The sequence below is a fragment of the Enterobacter sp. 50588862 genome, from assembly GCF_001462935.1.
GTDB classification, from domain to species: Bacteria; Pseudomonadota; Gammaproteobacteria; order Enterobacterales; family Enterobacteriaceae; genus Enterobacter; species Enterobacter bugandensis.
The window spans coordinates 256,536-272,590 of the sequence record NZ_LNHM01000028.1 but is presented as its reverse complement, the minus strand read 5'-3'; the positions used below and the strand labels follow the sequence as shown (position 1 = coordinate 272,590).

The window sequence follows — 16,055 nt, the reverse complement described above, 5'->3', positions numbered from 1 at the left end:
CGTACACGTGTTAGCTATCCTGCGTCCTTCACTAAAATAAGGCTTACTGAGAACATGGTAGATAAACGCGAATCCTATACAAAAGAAGATCTTCTTGCCTCTGGTCGCGGAGAACTGTTTGGCGCGAAAGGCCCACAGTTACCGGCCCCGAACATGCTGATGATGGACCGTGTCGTGAAAATGACCGAAACCGGCGGCAACTTCGATAAGGGTTACGTAGAAGCAGAACTCGATATCAACCCGGACCTGTGGTTCTTCGGTTGCCACTTTATTGGCGATCCGGTAATGCCTGGCTGCCTGGGCCTGGATGCCATGTGGCAGCTGGTTGGCTTCTATCTGGGCTGGCTGGGTGGTGAAGGTAAAGGCCGCGCGCTGGGCGTGGGCGAAGTGAAATTCACTGGTCAGGTTCTGCCTACGGCGAAGAAAGTCACCTATCGTATTCACTTCAAGCGCATCGTTAACCGTCGCCTGATTATGGGCCTGGCGGATGGCGAAGTGCTGGTAGACGGTCGTCTGATCTATACCGCGAACGACCTGAAAGTAGGTCTGTTCCAGGACACTTCCGCGTTCTGATATCGCTTTAAGCGACCCCGGAAAGGCGAAACCTCCGCAGTGCGGAGGTTTCTTTTTTTAAAGAGACGTTATCAGGCTATAAGTGCCCTGTCGCCGATGGCTTCTCGCCAGCCTCCAAGCCATTGTGACCTTTGATTTATCGTCTGATAAGGACACATTTCTTTCGAACGTCCAGCGATGCCGGCCTGATAACCACGTTGATGAGCCCGTTCCAGGCGATCTCGTTTCTGTCTCTTCATGCCTCGTTTCCCTCATTCTTTTGTCTGGTGGAAAGAAAACAGTGTCCGCGCCAGATGCGCAGGCACAGATAACGAATACCCCGAATTAGTCCCAGCGTCAATGTTCAAAATTCATACGGGTGTCATATTTGTGAGCTAGCCAGAAGATCATTTGTACAAAAAATGTGACCCGGCACAAGTAACAACCTGACGCAAAAACGAAAAAAAAACCGCAATCAGCCCCAGGCCGATTGCGGTTTTTGATGATGAATTTTACTTATGGCAGTCGGGAAATTTCCCTGGCGATACTGGCTGACTCCTGCGCCCAACCCTGAGCCAGCACTTTCACCATTTCATCATAGCCATCCTTCTGCTGCTTCAGCTCCAGATGGAAAGGACGCTTAATCAGCTGTCCCTGATGATTCAACAGCCACTCGCCGCTGATGACAACGGCACCGTCATAACGGCCGTGGAAGCCCGTTACCGTGACGTTCAGCGTGTCCTGATCGCTTCCCAAAGGCTGGGAGGCAACAACCCAGCCCGGAAGCTGGCTGCCCAGATTCGCCACCAGCGTATTGCGTAACTGCTGGTCCAGCGGGCTGGCCCACAGGTTGTTGTTGGCGATAACGTACTGTACATCGCTGGTCTGATAGACCACCCCGTTGCCGGCCAGGTAATCCGGCACGGCGACCTGCTCAACCCACAGCAGACGGTTGCCCTGCGAGGCGGAACTTTGCGTAACCGCATGCGTCACCAGAGGCAGCTGGTAGTAGCTTTTCGTTTCGCTCCCGGAGCTACAGGCCGTGAGTACCATCGCTCCTGCAATCGCTAGCCATTTTTTCATTGTTTCGCCCTCTTCGGCTCAGGATCCTTTTTATCTTTCGCTTCGAACACCAGCGCGTTGCTCTTCTCGTTGAGCGTTTTCAGAACCGGCTGCAGTTCACGCAAGACCTGATCGAGACGCTGCATATCTGCCACCATCTTGTTGTACGCCGCCGAGCCAGGCTGGAAGCCCTGCATACTGCGATTCAGCTCGCGCAGCGTTTTCTGCATATCCTGCGGCAGCTGCTGCATACTCTGGTTTGCAGTAATCTTGTTGATGTTATCCAGCGTGGTCTGCAGGCGCTGCATTGTCGCCTGGCTTTGATGTAACGAACCTGTCGCCGCCTCAATCATTGGGTTCAGAGGCAGATTGTTAATTTTATCCAGCGTTTCCATGAGACGCTGCTGGATCTGGGCCAGACCGCTGCTTACCGTTGGGATGATCTTGTAACCACCAAACTCACGCATACCGGTAATCGGCGGCGCTTTTGGATAGAAGTCCATATCGACATACAGTGCGCCGGTCACCAGGTTACCGGTTTTCAGCGAGCCGCGCAGACCGCGATTCATCAGGTCGGTGATGTGCTCGCCGATATCCTGATTCTCACCAATCTGGTTGATCAGGCGCTCAGGCTCAATGCGGATCAGCACCGGAATACGGTAATCATCATCAAGCATCTGCTTAAGGCCTGGAACAAAGTAAGGCACTTGTCCCACCGTCCCCAGACGAATACCGCGGAACTCAACGGGCGCCCCAGGCTGCAGGCCGCGAACAGAATCCTTAAAGAACATCAGGTAGTCGATGTGATCGGTATAGAGTGCATCCTGAATGCTTTTTTGATCGTCGAACAGGCGGAAAGCAGTGTTCTCCGCAACCGGCTGCCCCAGGTCCAGACCTTCGGGTACGTCAAAACTCACGCCGCCGCCAAACAGTGTTGTCAGCGAGCCCATTTCTACACGCATGCCCGCCGAGGTCAGATCCACCGCGATGCCGCTGTCTTTCCAGAAACGGACGTTGCTGGTAACCAGACGATCGTTAGGCGCATTGATGAACAGCTGATAGCTGATGGATCTTTTCTGAGGATCAAAGGTGCTTTTCTCCACCGAACCCACGCGATAGCCGCGGAAAAGTACCGGGTCGCCCGCCGTGAGCTGGCCCGCTTTTTTACTGTCGAGGATCACGCGGATACCTTTTGCATCAGGCGGTGCTAGCGGCGGTGAATCCAGAAGCTGGTACTGCGCCGGCTGGCTGCCTTTTGCACCCGGCTGCAGTTCGATGTAGGCACCTGAGAGCAGCGTTCCTAAGCCGCTGATCCCTTCACGTCCCACCTGCGGTTTAACCACCCAGAAAACAGAATCGCCGTGCAGGAGTTTTTCCATGCCGGCATTAAGACGCGCCTTAATCTCCACATGGGTTAAATCGTCGGTCAGGGTTGCGCTTTCCACCACGCCCACATCCACGCTGCGGCTTTTGATGGTCGTTTTACCGCCCTCAATTCCTTCGGCATTGGTGGTAATCAGCGTCACTTCCGGTCCCTGATGGCTGTAGTGATAAAACAGGATCCATGCACCGATCAGCTCGGTCACGATGGGGAAAATCCACACCGGCGACCAGTTTTTGACCTTCTGCACTTTCGCCTCTCCACTCTTATTTTCCATGCTCTTACTCTTCCTCATGGCTTGATTCAGGCTCACGATCCCACGATAAACGAGGGTCGAAGGTCATGGCCGCAAACATGGTCATAATTACCACCAGTGCAAACATTAAAGCCCCCATCGCGGGATAAATACTCATCAAACCGCCCATCCGCACCAGCGCAGAGAGAACGGCAATCACAAACACGTCGATCATTGACCAACGACCGACAAATTCGACCACTTCGTAAATCAGATGCATGCGTTCACTGTCGCGTTTTCCGTGGCCTTTTGCATCCCAACAGAGCCAGGCAATGGCGATCATTTTTAAAGTGGGCACCATGATACTGGCGATGAAAATCACGCCGGCGACAGGATAGGATCCTTCGCTCCACAGCAGTATGACCCCGGCGAGGATCGTCGAGGGCATTTTATCGCCGAGCAAATCGGTGATCATAATCGGCAGAATATTAGCGGGCAGATACAGCATGACGGACGTGACCAGCAGTGCCATCGTCCACTGCAGGCTATTTTTACGGCGAACATGGCCCTTCGTTTCGCAGCGCGGACAAACCTCAAGATCGGCGGGCAGCACGGCGGTACAGCACGGACAAGAACGGAGCCCCTGGCGGATACCCGGCACGCCGACCTTCACCGTCTGCGCGAGCGTCGGTGCCGGGGCGATATCGTCCCAGGCCCAGCGCCTGTCCACGCACTGGAAAGCACGCAGCTGCAGGACACAGTACAGACACCAGGGAATAAAACTGCTGCCTATCCCCACGTCGCCGTACGCCATCAGCTTCACGAAACTGACCAGTATCCCTGCGAGAAAGATCTCGGCCATCCCCCAGCTTTTGAGCTGAAAAAGGATGCGCGCGAGCCGGATTTTCAGCGGTGACGGCATCCTGACGCGGTTAACCAGCAGCAGGATGATGACCAGGCAGAACGCCGGGACTATCTGGACGAATAGCAGAAAAAAGGTGCCGAGGCTGGCGTAATCTTCCGAGAACATCACGCCCGGGATTTCAAGCAGATCCACCTGGCTTGTCATCCCGCCTACCTTCATATAGACGAAGGGGAAGAGATTGGAGAGCAGCAGCATGAACAGTGCTGCCAGCGCGTAAGCGGTGGGACGCTGCCGCGGCGCGTCCCACTCTGTTGTCAACGTCGCGCCACAGCGTGGACACTGGGCTTTATGTCCGTGACCAAGCTCTGGCAACGCCACGAGCAAATCGCATTGCGAGCATAATATATGCCTGTCGGCATGGTGCTGGTCACACATATTTAATCCCTGTTATGCGCCGTTTTTCAGAGACTCAAGGTACTCCCAGCGCTCAAATGCTTCTTCCAGGGCTTTTTCAGCCGCGGACATTTCAGCCAGTACTTTCTGAGTATAGTCATGCGATTGGGTAAAGAATGAGGCATCAGCAACCTGCGCTTGCAGCTCCTCAAGCGCGGCCTCCAGCTCTTCAAGACGCTGAGGTAGCCCCTCCAGTTCGCGCTGCAGGTTATAGCTTAGTTTAGCCGAGGTTTTCTTGACAGTTTCTGCTTTTGTTACAGCAGGTTCAGAACTTGTTCTGGACTTCGACTGTTTCTGCGCCAGAGACTGCGACTGCTGCCCTTTTGCGTCGTGATAACCGCCCACGTACTGGCCAATTCGCCCTTCACCTTCAAAGATCCAGCACTCGGTCACGGTGTTATCCACGAACTGACGATCGTGGCTAACCAGCATCACGGTTCCCTGATACCCATCGATCAGCTCTTCGAGTAATTCCAGCGTTTCGACATCCAAATCGTTCGTCGGTTCATCGAGGATCAACAGATTACTTGGCTTCAGGAACAGACGGGCCAGCAGAAGACGGTTACGCTCCCCGCCAGACAGCGCGCGCACCGGTGTCATGGCGCGTTTCGGGTGGAACAGGAAGTCCTGCAGGTAGCCCAGAACGTGACGCGGCTTGCCGTTTACCATCACTTCCTGTTTACCTTCGGCGAGGTTGTCCATCACCGTGCGGTCCGGATCCAGCTCCGCACGGTGCTGATCGAAGTAGGCCACTTCCAGCTTGGTGCCACAGTGAATGCGACCGCTGTCGGCCTGCAGCTGGCCCAGCATCAGCTTCAGCAGCGTGGTTTTGCCGCAGCCGTTCGGGCCGATGAGCGCAATTTTGTCCCCGCGCTGAACCTGCGCAGAGAAATCTTTCACCAGCACCTTGCCGTCAACCTGGTAGTTAACGTTTTCCATTTCGAAGACAATCTTGCCGGAGCGGGACGCCTCTTCCACCTGCATTTTGGCGCTGCCCATGACTTCGCGGCGCTCGCTGCGCTCGCGACGCATCGCCTTCAGGGCACGCACGCGGCCTTCGTTACGGGTACGGCGGGCTTTGATGCCCTGGCGGATCCAGACCTCCTCCTGCGCCAGCTTGCGGTCGAACTCCGCATTCTGCAGCTCTTCCACGCGCAGGTTTTCTTCTTTCTCCAGCAGATAGGTGTCGTAATCGCCAGGATAGGTGACCAGCTTGCCGCGGTCGAGGTCAACAATGCGCGTCGCCATATTGCGAATAAACGAACGGTCGTGCGAGATGAAGATGATGGTGCCGCTGAAGGTTTTCAGGAAACCTTCCAGCCAGTCAATTGCTTCGATATCCAGGTGGTTGGTTGGTTCGTCCAGCAGCAGTACCTTAGGGCCGCTGACCAGCGCGCGCCCCAGCGCCGCTTTACGCAGCCAGCCGCCGGAGAGCGCCGACAGCTCCATGTCGGGTTCCAGCCCGAGCTGCGCCAGCACCTCGTTAATGCGGTTTTCCAGCTGCCACAAACCGTGGTGATCGAGCATCTCCTGCACTTTCGCCAGTTCGTTGAGATTCTTGTCGCTCGGGTCGGTCATCACCAGATGCGAAATCTCGTGATAGCGCTTCAGGTACTCCGCCTGCTCGGAGATGCCTTCCGCCACGAAATCGTACACGCTGCCGGTCACATGACGCGGCGGATCCTGCTGGAGGCGGGAGACGATCAGATCCTGCTCGTATACGATGCGGCCATCATCCAACCCCTGCTCGCGGTTGAGGATTTTCATCAGCGTGGATTTACCCGCGCCGTTACGGCCCACCAGACAGACGCGCTCGTTATCTTCGATATGCAGCTCTGCATTATCGAGAAGCGGTGAGTCGCTGAAAGAGAGCCACGCGCCGTGCATACTAATTAATGACATTTATTTTTCCTTTCAGACCGCGGTAATCAACCAGCAGTTATGAATTTGACGGTTACGGGCGAAGTCCTGAGACAGCGTTTTTTGACTGATTTCTTGTGCTTTCAGTCCCAGGGCTGCCAGGCCGTCATGATCCATACGGAAGCCGCGTTTGTTATTCGAGAACATAATGGTGCCGCCTTTGCGCAGCAGGCGCTTCAGGTCGGTCATCAGGCGCAGGTGATCGCGTTGAACGTCAAAGCTATCCTCCATGCGCTTGGAGTTAGAGAAGGTCGGCGGATCGATAAAGATCAGGTCGAACTGCTCGTCGGTATCGCGCAGCCAGCCCAGCACGTCGGCCTGCATCAGGCGATGCTGACGTCCGGTTAAGCCGTTCAGACGCAGGTTACGCTCGGCCCACTCGAGATAGGTGCGGGACATATCCACCGTGGTAGTGCTGCGCGCGCCGCCGAGACCGGCATGCACGCTGGCGCTGCCGGTGTAGGAAAACAGGTTGAGGAAATCTTTGCCCTTGCTCATCTGGCCGAGCATACGGCGGGCGATGCGGTGGTCGAGGAACAGGCCGGTATCAAGATAGTCGGTCAGGTTCACCCACAGGCGAGCGTTGTATTCGCCCACTTCGATAAAGTCGCCCTTTTCGCCCATCTTCTGGTACTGGTTTTTACCCTTCTGACGCTCGCGGGTTTTCAGCACCAGCTTGTTCGGCGCAATCCCCAGCACGGCAATAGTGGCCGCAATGACGTCCAGCATGCGCTGGCGCGCTTTTTGCGCATCGATGGTTTTCGGCGGAGCATATTCCTGAATCACCACCCAGTCCGCATAGCGGTCAACCGCCACGTTGTACTCCGGCAGGTCGGCATCGTACAGGCGATAACACTCGATCCCTTCCTGCTTCGCCCATTTTTCAAATTTCTTCAGGTTCTTGCGCAGGCGGTTGGCGTAATCCTCTGCCACGCCGGTTGGCTTGCTGTCCGCCGCTTTCTCTGCCAGATGATAGTTTTTCTGCACGCAGTCCAGCGGGCCGTTTTTCGCTTTAAACTGGCGATCGGCACGCAGCTGCAGGCAGCTCAGCAGCTCCGGCGAGGCGCTGAACAGAGACAGATTCCAGCCGCCGAAGTGGTCCTTCATATTGCGGCCCAGCAGGCTGTGCAGGGCAATCAGCGCAGGCTCGCTGTCCAGACGCTCGCCGTATGGCGGGTTGCTGATTACGGTCCCGTACGGGCCCTTCGGCAGCGGGTTGGTCAGGTTCGCCACGTCTTTCACCTCGAAGGTGACCAGCTCGCCGATACCGGCGCGACGGGCGTTGCTGCGCGCGCGTTCTATTACGCGCGGGTCGCTATCCGAACCGTAAAAGTGAGAGGTATACTCCGCCAGCCCCTTACGCGCGCGGGTCTGCGCGTCGTCTTTAACCTCTTTCCAGAGCGCTTCGTCGTGCTGCGCCCAGCCTTTGAAGCCCCAGTGGCCGCGGTGCAGCCCCGGCGCACGGTCGGTTGCCAGCATTGCGGCCTCAATCAGCAGCGTACCGGAGCCACACATTGGGTCAAGCAGCGGCGTGCCCGGCTGCCAGCCGGAGCGCATCACGATGGCGGCGGCCAGGGTTTCTTTGATCGGCGCCATACCGGTGCGATCGCGGTAGCCGCGCAGGTGCAGACCCGCGCCGCTCAGATCGAGGGAGATGCTCGCCGTGTCGCCGTTCAGCCAGACGTTGATACGCAGGTCCGGGTTTTCGCGATCGACGTTCGGACGTTCCTTATTTTTACGCGTGAAGCAGTCCACAATGGCGTCTTTCACGCGCAGGGCGCCGTACTGGCTGTTGCGGATCTCGTCGTTCACGCCGTTGAAATGCACCGCGAAGGTGGCGTTAGGCGTGAAGATCTCTGTCCAGTCGATCATCTGTACGCCGGTGTAGAGATCCAGGTCGCTATAGACCTTGCATTCCTTCATCGGCAGCATGATGCGCGACGCCAGACGGCTCCACATCAGGCTCTGGTAAATAAGCCGCGTGTCGCCCTCAAAATGGACACCACCCTGAACCACCTGACACTCTTGCGCGCCCAGGCTTTCCAGTTCAGTTTTTAACAGCTCTTCCAGCCCACGGGCCGTACTGGCAAACAGAGAATTCATATCGTCACTTTTACTCTTAGAAAATTGTCGCGCATTATAGCTAATATGGCGTGTATGTCATAAAGTTGAAGGCTTATTTTCATTCGAGGGAGTGTGCAGTGGCGACGTTATCCAGGCTTTTTATTCATCCGGTGAAATCCATGCGCGGCATCGGCGTCACTCACGCGCTGGCAGACATGAGCGGGTTCGCCTTCGATCGTATTTTTATGGTCACCGAGCCTGACGGTACGTTTATCACCGCACGCCAGTTCCCTCAGATGGTTCGCTTTACCCCTTCCCCGCTTCACGACGGTTTGCACCTTACCGCGCCGGACGGTTCCAGCGCGGTGATTCGCTTTGCGGATTTTGCGGCTGTCGACGCGCCAACGGAAGTATGGGGCAACCATTTTACCGCGCGCATCGCCCCGGATGAAATTAACCGCTGGCTGAGCGGCTTCTTCTCCCGCGACGTGCAGCTGCGGTGGGTTGGGCCGGAACTGACGCGTCGCGTAAAGCGCCACGATGCCGTTCCCCTCTCCTTCGCGGATGGCTTCCCGTTCCTGCTCACCAACGAAGCGTCTCTGCGTGATTTACAGAATCGCTGTAAAGCCAGCGTACAGATGGAACAGTTCCGCCCGAATCTGGTCGTGACCGGAGCGGACGCCTGGGATGAAGACACCTGGAAAGTCATCCGCATTGGCAGCGTCATCTTTGATGTCGTCAAACCCTGCAGCCGCTGCATTTTCACCACGATAAGCCCTGAGAAAGGCCAGAAGCATCCTTCTGGCGAGCCGCTGAAAACGCTGCAATCGTTCCGTACCGCGAAGGACATCGGCGATGTCGATTTCGGCCAGAACCTGATCCCGCGATCCAGCGGCGCAATCCGCGTAGGCGATGAGGTTAAAATTCTCGCCCGCGGGCCGGCGCGAGTGTACGGCTCAGGCCAGGAAGAAGAAATGGTCGAGGTTGAGACGAATGTCGCCACTGGGGTGGATATTCACTGGCAGGGCAAGGTTATTCGTGGCAACAATCAACAGGTTTTACTGGAGCAGCTGGAGCAAGCCGGTATTCGCGTACCGTATTCCTGCCGCGCGGGAATTTGCGGATGCTGCCGCATCAAGCTGCTGGAGGGAGAAGTGAGTGCGCTGAAAAAATCTGCAATTGGAAATGACGGCACAATCCTGTGCTGTAGCTGCGTACCGAAAACGTCGGTACAACTTGAAGCTTAAACCGCTTGTTCGAGGCGGAAGGCATCGACGCGCAGCTGTGGCTTCAGCCTGTCATTCATGACTTTGATCGCATCACCTAACTGCATTACGCGCCCGGCAATCGTCACGCCGGGCTGCGCCAGCAGACAGAGTGCGGCGTTTTCGCCAGGCTCAACCACTAACAAACTCACCTCTTCGGCGGTATCGCTCAGGTTAACGCTGGCCGCATCGCCCGTCGCTGGCGTCCAGTCCATGCCGTGAGGCAGGAAATGCCAGCTTTTCGGCATTTGCGGTTTCAGGAAACGGATAGCCACCAGCGCATTTAATACCAGTTCGGCACGCTGCTCTTTAGAGAGCATCAGGTCGCGGCATTTTTCTTCGAAGGAGAAATAAAGCGCCGCATCGTCAACGCAAAAGCCCGATGGAGAAAACGCGTCCGGGGTTAACATTCGGCGGGCAAAACGAGAACGAAACAACATGCCATTGGCTAAATCGAGCATCATACGGTCATGCTCGTCGCAAAAATACCAGCGCCAGTTATCGTCAGGTTTAATTCGCATGTGTCTCTCCCGTCCCCAAACGTCCTGTACTAAAAATGTCCTGTTCGCCGCTTCGTTTATAACACTAGTAATAAAAGACGATAATGTCTAAATAAGCAACAGTGACGGAATATAAAACAACCAGGGCTGGAAATAAAGCCCTGGTTGTCTGATTAAGAAAAAAGATTAGATATGCGTAACGATTTCTTTAATCAAAGGCGGGCCTTTAAAAATAAAGCCGGAATAGATTTGCACCAGTGACGCACCGGCCGCCATCTTCTCGCGCGCAGCAATCACCGAGTCGATACCGCCGACGCCAATAATCGGTAAACGGCCTTTTAATTCCGCAGACAGCGCGCGAATAATTTCGGTGCTTTTTAATTGTACCGGACGGCCACTTAACCCACCCGCTTCGTCACAGTTTTTCATTCCCTGAACGAGCGAACGATCGAGCGTGGTATTCGTTGCAATCACCCCGTCAATATTATGGCGAACCAAACTGTCGGCAACCTGGATCAATTCTTCGACAGAAAGATCCGGCGCGATCTTCACCGCGACCGGAACATATTTATGGTGGATCGCCTGGAGTTCATTTTGTTTATTTTTAATGGCACTCAGAAGATCGTCCAGCGCTTCGCCATATTGTAAGGAGCGCAGCCCCGGGGTATTGGGTGAGGAAATATTCACCGCGATATACCCGGCATAGGCGTAGACTTTTTCCATACAAATCAGGTAGTCATCTTTACCCTGCTCAACCGGCGTATCTTTATTTTTGCCAATATTGATGCCTAACACCCCATCAAAATGGGCTTTCTTCACGTTCTCTACCAGATGATCAACGCCGAGGTTATTAAAGCCCATGCGGTTGATCAACCCTTCGGCTTCGACCAGGCGGAACAGGCGCGGCTTGTCATTTCCCGGCTGCGGGCGCGGCGTGACGGTACCAATTTCGATGGAGCCAAAGCCCATCGCGCCCAGGGCATCAATGCACTCGCCATTTTTGTCCAGACCGGCCGCCAGACCCAGCGGATTTTTAAAGGTCAGCCCCATGCACTGCACAGGCTTTTCCGGCACGTTTTGACGCACCAGGGCCGCCAGAGGCGTTCCTGTAATACGACGTAATTGCTGGAATGTAAATTCATGAGCGCGCTCGGGGTCGAGCTGGAAAAGGGCTTTACGAACGAAGGGGTAGTACATGAACTCTCCTGGATTCCCGGTGTGCAAACCGGGAGGGGATTATGGGCGATCCCGTCACGAAAGGGAATTGACCTGCGGCAAAAAAATCGGTGTAAAACGCAATCGTTTACCTCCCACTCTCTTTCTTATGCAGTTTTTCGCAGTTTAATTGCGGATAAATCATTTAGTGGAATAACCGCGCGGTGTCACACTCCTGAAAATTGTTATGAATGTTAGATAAAAGCAAACAATTAGTTATAAGGAGGAAGTATGCGCGTCATTACCCTGGCCGGAAGTCCACGATTCCCTTCGCGTTCCAGCGCCCTGCTGGAATATGCCCGCGACAAGCTCAATGCCCTGGACGTGGAAGTGTGCCACTGGAATCTGCATAACTTCGAACCTGAAGATTTGCTGTATGCCCGCTTCGACAGCCCCGCGCTGAAAACCCTCACTGAGCAGCTCAAGGAAGCGGACGGCCTCATCGTTGCGACCCCGATTTATAAAGCCTCTTTTTCGGGCGCGCTGAAAACGCTGCTCGATCTTCTCCCCGAGCGCGCACTGGACGGCAAAGTGGTTCTGCCGCTGGCAACGGGCGGCACGGTGGCCCATTTACTGGCGGTAGATTACGCCCTGAAGCCGGTGCTAAACGCCCTGAAGGCGCAGGAGATCCTTCACGGCGTTTTCGCGGATGATTCGCAGGTCATTGACTACCAGCATAAGCCGCACTTCACGCCGAATCTGCAAACGCGCCTTGATGCCTCGCTGGAAACTTTCTGGCACGCGCTGCATCGCCGGGATATCCAGGTTCCTTCTTTTAATCCGCCGCAGGGAGTCGCACATGTTTAAAACCTTAACCCGCCTCGGACTGGCTGGCCTGATGGCGTTTACCGCGCTGGCACATGCCGCAGAAACCGCACCGGACAGTTTACGGATTGGCTACCAAAAAGGCAGCGTCAGTATGGTGCTGGCAAAAAGCCACCAGCTGCTGGAAAAACGCTTCCCGGACACCAAATTCTCATGGGTGGAGTTCCCGGCAGGGCCGCAGATGCTTGAAGCCCTGAACGTCGGCAGTATCGATCTGGGCAGTACGGGCGACATCCCGCCTATTTTCGCTCAGGCTGCCGGGGCAGACCTGGTATACGTCGGTGTAGAACCCGCTAAGCCGAAAGCCGAAGTCATCCTGGTACCTGAAAACAGTGACATTAAAAGCGTCTCCGACCTTAAAGGGCGTAAGGTCGCTTTCCAGAAAGGTTCCAGCTCGCACAACCTGCTGCTGCGCGCCTTACAGGAAGCTGGGCTCAAGTTCACCGACATTCAGCCCGTTTACCTGACGCCCGCCGACGCGCGCGCCGCGTTCCAGCAGAAAAACGTTGATGCCTGGGCTATCTGGGATCCGTACTACTCCGCGGCATTACTGCAGGGTGGCGTACGGGTGCTGAAAGACGGTACCACGCTGAAGCAAACCGGTTCGTTCTACCTCGCCTCACGCCCTTACGCCGAAAAAAACGGCGCGTTTATTCAGGGCGTACTGGATACCTTTACGCAGGCAGATGCCCTGACCCAGAGCCAGCGTCAGGCGAGCATCGCCCTGCTGGCAAAAACCATGGGCTTACCTGAGCCGGTGATCGCGAGCTACCTCAGTCACCGTCCGCCCACCACCATTGCGCCTGTCGACGCACACGTCGCCGCGCTTCAGCAACAGACTGCTGACCTCTTCTATCAAAACCGCCTGGTACCAAAACAGGTCGATATTCGCGAACGCATCTGGCAGCCCGCTGGCAAAGAAGGAGCTAAATCATGAGTCTGAATCTTTTCTGGTTTTTACCCACCCACGGTGATGGACACAATCTTGGTACAGAAGAGGGCTCGCGCCCGGTTGACCATGGCTATCTTCAGCAGATTGCCCAGGCGGCGGACCGAATCGGTTTTACCGGCGTGCTGATCCCGACCGGACGCTCGTGCGAGGATGCCTGGCTGGTGGCCGCGTCGATGATCCCGGTCACCCAGCGCCTTAAATTCCTGGTTGCATTGCGTCCGAGCGTCGTTTCACCCACCGTGGCGGCGCGTCAGGCAGCAACGCTGGACAGGCTCTCCAACGGCCGCGCTCTGTTTAACCTGGTGACGGGCAGCGATCCGCAGGAGCTGGCGGGTGACGGCGTGTTCCTCGACCATACCGAGCGCTATGAAGCCTCCGCCGAATTTACCCGCGTCTGGCGACGCCTGCTGGAAGGCGAAACCGTCACCTTTGAAGGTAAGCATATTCACGTTCGCGACGCGAAGCTCTACTTCCCGCCAGTGCAGCAGCCGCGCCCTCCGCTCTATTTTGGCGGATCGTCGGATGTGGCCCAGGATCTGGCCGCCGAGCAGGTCGATCTCTATCTGACCTGGGGCGAGCCGCCCGAGCTGGTGAAAGAGAAAATTGCCCAGGTCCGCGCCAAAGCCGCCGCCCATGGCCGCAAGGTGCGCTTCGGGATTCGCCTGCACGTGATTGTGCGCGAAACCAATGAAGAAGCCTGGCAGGCGGCAGACCGTCTGATCTCCCATCTGGACGATGAGACCATTGCGAAGGCGCAGGCTGCGTTTGCCAAAACCGACTCCGTCGGGCAGCACCGCATGGCCTCTCTGCACAACGGCAAGCGCGAGAATCTGGAAATCAGCCCGAACCTGTGGGCGGGCGTGGGTCTGGTACGCGGCGGCGCGGGCACGGCGCTGGTCGGCGACGGGCCAACCGTGGCTGCACGTATTAATGAATACGCTGACCTGGGCATCGACAGCTTTATTCTCTCCGGCTATCCGCACCTGGAAGAGGCCTACAGGGTGGGCGAGCTGTTATTCCCGCATCTGGATGTCGCCGTTCCGGAAATTCCGCAGCCGCAGCGGCTCCAGCTGCAGGGCGAAGCCGTGGCAAACGAGTTTATTCCGCGCAAAGCCGCACAGAGCTAAGGAGTGACCATGTCTGCCACCTCACAAAAATGGCTGCTGCGCGCCGCCCCGTGGTTTTTGCCCGTCGGCATCGTGGCGCTCTGGCAGCTCGCGTCGACCACCGGCTGGCTGTCGAGCCGCATTTTGCCCTCTCCGGAGGGCGTTATCGAAGCGTTCTGGTCGCTGAGCGTCAGCGGAGAGCTGTGGCAACATCTGGCGATCAGCTCCTGGCGCGCGGTGATTGGGTTTTCCATCGGCGGCAGCATCGGTCTGGTGCTGGGTCTGATCAGCGGCCTTTCACGCTGGGGGGAAAGGCTGCTGGATACCTCCATCCAGATGCTGCGCAACGTGCCGCATCTGGCGCTGATCCCGCTGGTCATTTTGTGGTTTGGGATCGATGAGAGCGCCAAAATCTTCCTCGTGGCGCTGGGCACGCTGTTCCCGATATACATCAACACCTGGCACGGCATCCGCAATATCGATCGCGGTCTGGTGGAGATGGCACGCAGCTACGGCTTATCGGGTTTTTCCCTCTTTGCTCACGTGATTCTGCCGGGCGCCCTGCCCTCCATTATGGTCGGGGTGCGCTTTGCGCTCGGCCTGATGTGGCTGACGCTGATTGTGGCGGAAACCATCTCAGCCAACTCCGGTATTGGCTACCTGGCGATGAACGCCCGCGAATTCCTGCAAACGGACGTGGTGGTGGTCGCCATCATTCTGTATGCACTGCTCGGCAAACTCGCCGACGTCAGCGCACAGTGGCTGGAGCGCAGCTGGCTGCGCTGGAACCCGGCCTATACCCTTCAGGAGGCGAAAGCATGAATACCGCACGACTAAATCAGGGCACGCCGCTGCTGCTGAACGGCGTAACCAAACGCTACGGCGAAAACACCATTCTTAACGGGCTGGATCTGCACATTCCCGCCGGCCAGTTTGTGGCTGTAGTCGGGCGCAGCGGCGGCGGAAAAAGCACACTCCTGCGTCTTTTAGCCGGGCTGGAGGCCCCCAACGGTGGAGAGATTCTGGCAGGAACCACGCCGCTGGCCAATATTCAGGACGATACGCGCATAATGTTTCAGGATGCGCGCCTGCTGCCGTGGAAAACGGTGATTGATAACGTCGGGCTGGGGCTCAAAGGCAACTGGCGGGATGAAGCCCGTCAGGCGCTGGCCGCCGTCGGGCTGGAAAACCGTGCAGGTGAATGGCCTGCGGCGCTATCGGGCGGCCAGAAGCAGCGCGTGGCGCTGGCGCGAGCGTTGATTCACCGTCCCGGCCTGCTGCTGCTTGATGAGCCGCTCGGCGCTCTTGATGCCCTGACGCGGATAGAAATGCAGGATCTGATTGAATCCCTCTGGCAGGCGCACGGCTTTACGGTACTGCTGGTGACGCATGACGTCAGCGAAGCCGTGGCGATGGCGGACCGGGTATTGCTTATAGAAAACGGGAAAATCGGTTTGGATCTGACGGTGGACATCCCGCGCCCTCGTCGCGTGGGCTCGGCGAGACTGGCGGAGCTGGAAGCCGAAGTGCTGGATCGGGTGATGAAACGTGGGGAAGCGGAGATTCAGCGGATAAAGGCCAATGCCTGATGCCCTCTCCCACAGGGAGAGGGCGAAAACCGATGCCCCGCGCCCCCACGTAGGCCCGGTAAGCGTAGCGC

15 protein-coding genes are annotated in these 16,055 nt (G+C 56.7%); 7 read left to right on the top strand and 8 right to left on the bottom strand.

Going from position 1 to position 16,055, the window contains the following annotated elements:
- The first annotated feature begins 54 nt into the window (after nucleotides 1-54).
- Complete coding sequence (gene fabA, locus APT89_RS14095; protein ID WP_000227926.1) at nucleotides 55-573, top strand: bifunctional 3-hydroxydecanoyl-ACP dehydratase/trans-2-decenoyl-ACP isomerase; 519 nt, start codon at nucleotides 55-57, stop codon at nucleotides 571-573.
- A 71-nt stretch (nucleotides 574-644) separates the two neighbouring features.
- Here the strand turns inward: fabA and rmf are convergent, their stop codons facing one another.
- The 6 genes from rmf to rlmKL all read right to left on the bottom strand — a co-directional run bounded on the left by rmf (nucleotide 645) and on the right by rlmKL (nucleotide 8,571).
- Nucleotides 645-812: a ribosome modulation factor gene (gene rmf / locus APT89_RS14090; RefSeq protein ID WP_013097261.1), complete on the bottom strand. Its 168-nt coding sequence runs from the start codon at nucleotides 810-812 to the stop codon at nucleotides 645-647.
- 256 nt (nucleotides 813-1,068) lie between these two features.
- Nucleotides 1,069-1,635, bottom strand: coding sequence for a membrane integrity-associated transporter subunit PqiC (gene pqiC / locus APT89_RS14085; RefSeq protein WP_041910606.1), 567 nt, complete (start codon nucleotides 1,633-1,635; stop codon nucleotides 1,069-1,071).
- The gene (gene pqiB, locus APT89_RS14080) at nucleotides 1,632-3,272 is read right to left on the bottom strand and encodes an intermembrane transport protein PqiB (RefSeq protein ID WP_060572724.1); all 1,641 of its coding nucleotides are present in this window, start codon (nucleotides 3,270-3,272) and stop codon (nucleotides 1,632-1,634) included. Before pqiB ends, pqiC begins: the two co-directional genes overlap by 4 nt.
- A gap of 4 nt (nucleotides 3,273-3,276) precedes the next feature.
- Nucleotides 3,277-4,530 (bottom strand): membrane integrity-associated transporter subunit PqiA, encoded by a 1,254-nt coding sequence (pqiA, locus tag APT89_RS14075; RefSeq protein ID WP_041910607.1) that lies wholly within the window; start codon nucleotides 4,528-4,530, stop codon nucleotides 3,277-3,279.
- Nucleotides 4,531-4,542: 12 nt separating this feature from the next.
- On the bottom strand, nucleotides 4,543-6,450 hold the full coding sequence (locus APT89_RS14070; RefSeq protein ID WP_028012596.1) for an ABC transporter ATP-binding protein: 1,908 nt from the start codon (nucleotides 6,448-6,450) through the stop codon (nucleotides 4,543-4,545).
- Between the two features lie 12 nt (nucleotides 6,451-6,462).
- Complete coding sequence (gene rlmKL / locus APT89_RS14065; protein ID WP_041910608.1) at nucleotides 6,463-8,571, bottom strand: bifunctional 23S rRNA (guanine(2069)-N(7))-methyltransferase RlmK/23S rRNA (guanine(2445)-N(2))-methyltransferase RlmL; 2,109 nt, start codon at nucleotides 8,569-8,571, stop codon at nucleotides 6,463-6,465.
- Nucleotides 8,572-8,669: 98 nt separating this feature from the next.
- Here rlmKL and APT89_RS14060 point away from each other — a divergent pair, with 98 nt between their 5' ends.
- On the top strand, nucleotides 8,670-9,779 hold the full coding sequence (locus APT89_RS14060) for a YcbX family protein (protein WP_060572723.1): 1,110 nt from the start codon (nucleotides 8,670-8,672) through the stop codon (nucleotides 9,777-9,779).
- Here APT89_RS14060 and zapC read toward each other — a convergent pair.
- Both zapC and pyrD read right to left on the bottom strand, forming a co-directional pair.
- Nucleotides 9,776-10,318, bottom strand: a complete 543-nt coding sequence (zapC, locus tag APT89_RS14055) for a cell division protein ZapC (protein ID WP_045630034.1) — start codon at nucleotides 10,316-10,318, stop codon at nucleotides 9,776-9,778. The two genes, APT89_RS14060 and zapC, sit on opposite strands and share 4 nt — an antisense overlap.
- A gap of 165 nt (nucleotides 10,319-10,483) precedes the next feature.
- Entirely contained in the window at nucleotides 10,484-11,494 is a 1,011-nt protein-coding gene (pyrD, locus tag APT89_RS14050) for a quinone-dependent dihydroorotate dehydrogenase (RefSeq protein WP_045261711.1), read from the bottom strand.
- 249 nt (nucleotides 11,495-11,743) lie between these two features.
- Here pyrD and ssuE point away from each other — a divergent pair, with 249 nt between their 5' ends.
- The 5 genes from ssuE to ssuB are packed head-to-tail and all read left to right on the top strand — an operon-like array spanning nucleotide 11,744 to nucleotide 15,984.
- A complete protein-coding gene (gene ssuE / locus APT89_RS14045) occupies nucleotides 11,744-12,319 on the top strand; it encodes an NADPH-dependent FMN reductase (RefSeq protein WP_028012591.1) in 576 nt (191 codons plus the stop codon).
- Nucleotides 12,312-13,274, top strand: coding sequence for a sulfonate ABC transporter substrate-binding protein (locus APT89_RS14040; protein ID WP_028012590.1), 963 nt, complete (start codon nucleotides 12,312-12,314; stop codon nucleotides 13,272-13,274). The genes ssuE and APT89_RS14040 overlap by 8 nt, the downstream gene beginning before the upstream one ends.
- Nucleotides 13,271-14,416 (top strand): FMNH2-dependent alkanesulfonate monooxygenase, encoded by a 1,146-nt coding sequence (gene ssuD / locus APT89_RS14035; RefSeq protein WP_060572722.1) that lies wholly within the window; start codon nucleotides 13,271-13,273, stop codon nucleotides 14,414-14,416. The genes APT89_RS14040 and ssuD overlap by 4 nt, the downstream gene beginning before the upstream one ends.
- Before the next feature lie 9 nt (nucleotides 14,417-14,425).
- On the top strand, nucleotides 14,426-15,217 hold the full coding sequence (gene ssuC, locus APT89_RS14030) for an aliphatic sulfonate ABC transporter permease SsuC (RefSeq protein ID WP_028012588.1): 792 nt from the start codon (nucleotides 14,426-14,428) through the stop codon (nucleotides 15,215-15,217).
- A complete protein-coding gene (gene ssuB / locus APT89_RS14025) occupies nucleotides 15,214-15,984 on the top strand; it encodes an aliphatic sulfonates ABC transporter ATP-binding protein (RefSeq protein ID WP_060572720.1) in 771 nt (256 codons plus the stop codon). The genes ssuC and ssuB overlap by 4 nt, the downstream gene beginning before the upstream one ends.
- Nucleotides 15,985-16,055 lie beyond the last annotated feature (71 nt).

Coding starts and splice junctions, on each gene's coding strand:
- fabA (WP_000227926.1), top strand. CDS start 55: ATGGTAGATAAACGCGAATCCTATACAAAAGAAGATCTTCTTGCCTCT.
- rmf (WP_013097261.1), bottom strand. CDS start 812: ATGAAGAGACAGAAACGAGATCGCCTGGAACGGGCTCATCAACGTGGT.
- pqiC (WP_041910606.1), bottom strand. CDS start 1,635: ATGAAAAAATGGCTAGCGATTGCAGGAGCGATGGTACTCACGGCCTGT.
- pqiB (WP_060572724.1), bottom strand. CDS start 3,272: ATGGAAAATAAGAGTGGAGAGGCGAAAGTGCAGAAGGTCAAAAACTGG.
- pqiA (WP_041910607.1), bottom strand. CDS start 4,530: ATGTGTGACCAGCACCATGCCGACAGGCATATATTATGCTCGCAATGC.
- APT89_RS14070 (WP_028012596.1), bottom strand. CDS start 6,450: ATGTCATTAATTAGTATGCACGGCGCGTGGCTCTCTTTCAGCGACTCA.
- rlmKL (WP_041910608.1), bottom strand. CDS start 8,571: ATGAATTCTCTGTTTGCCAGTACGGCCCGTGGGCTGGAAGAGCTGTTA.
- zapC (WP_045630034.1), bottom strand. CDS start 10,318: ATGCGAATTAAACCTGACGATAACTGGCGCTGGTATTTTTGCGACGAG.
- pyrD (WP_045261711.1), bottom strand. CDS start 11,494: ATGTACTACCCCTTCGTTCGTAAAGCCCTTTTCCAGCTCGACCCCGAG.
- ssuE (WP_028012591.1), top strand. CDS start 11,744: ATGCGCGTCATTACCCTGGCCGGAAGTCCACGATTCCCTTCGCGTTCC.
- APT89_RS14040 (WP_028012590.1), top strand. CDS start 12,312: ATGTTTAAAACCTTAACCCGCCTCGGACTGGCTGGCCTGATGGCGTTT.
- ssuD (WP_060572722.1), top strand. CDS start 13,271: ATGAGTCTGAATCTTTTCTGGTTTTTACCCACCCACGGTGATGGACAC.
- ssuC (WP_028012588.1), top strand. CDS start 14,426: ATGTCTGCCACCTCACAAAAATGGCTGCTGCGCGCCGCCCCGTGGTTT.
- ssuB (WP_060572720.1), top strand. CDS start 15,214: ATGAATACCGCACGACTAAATCAGGGCACGCCGCTGCTGCTGAACGGC.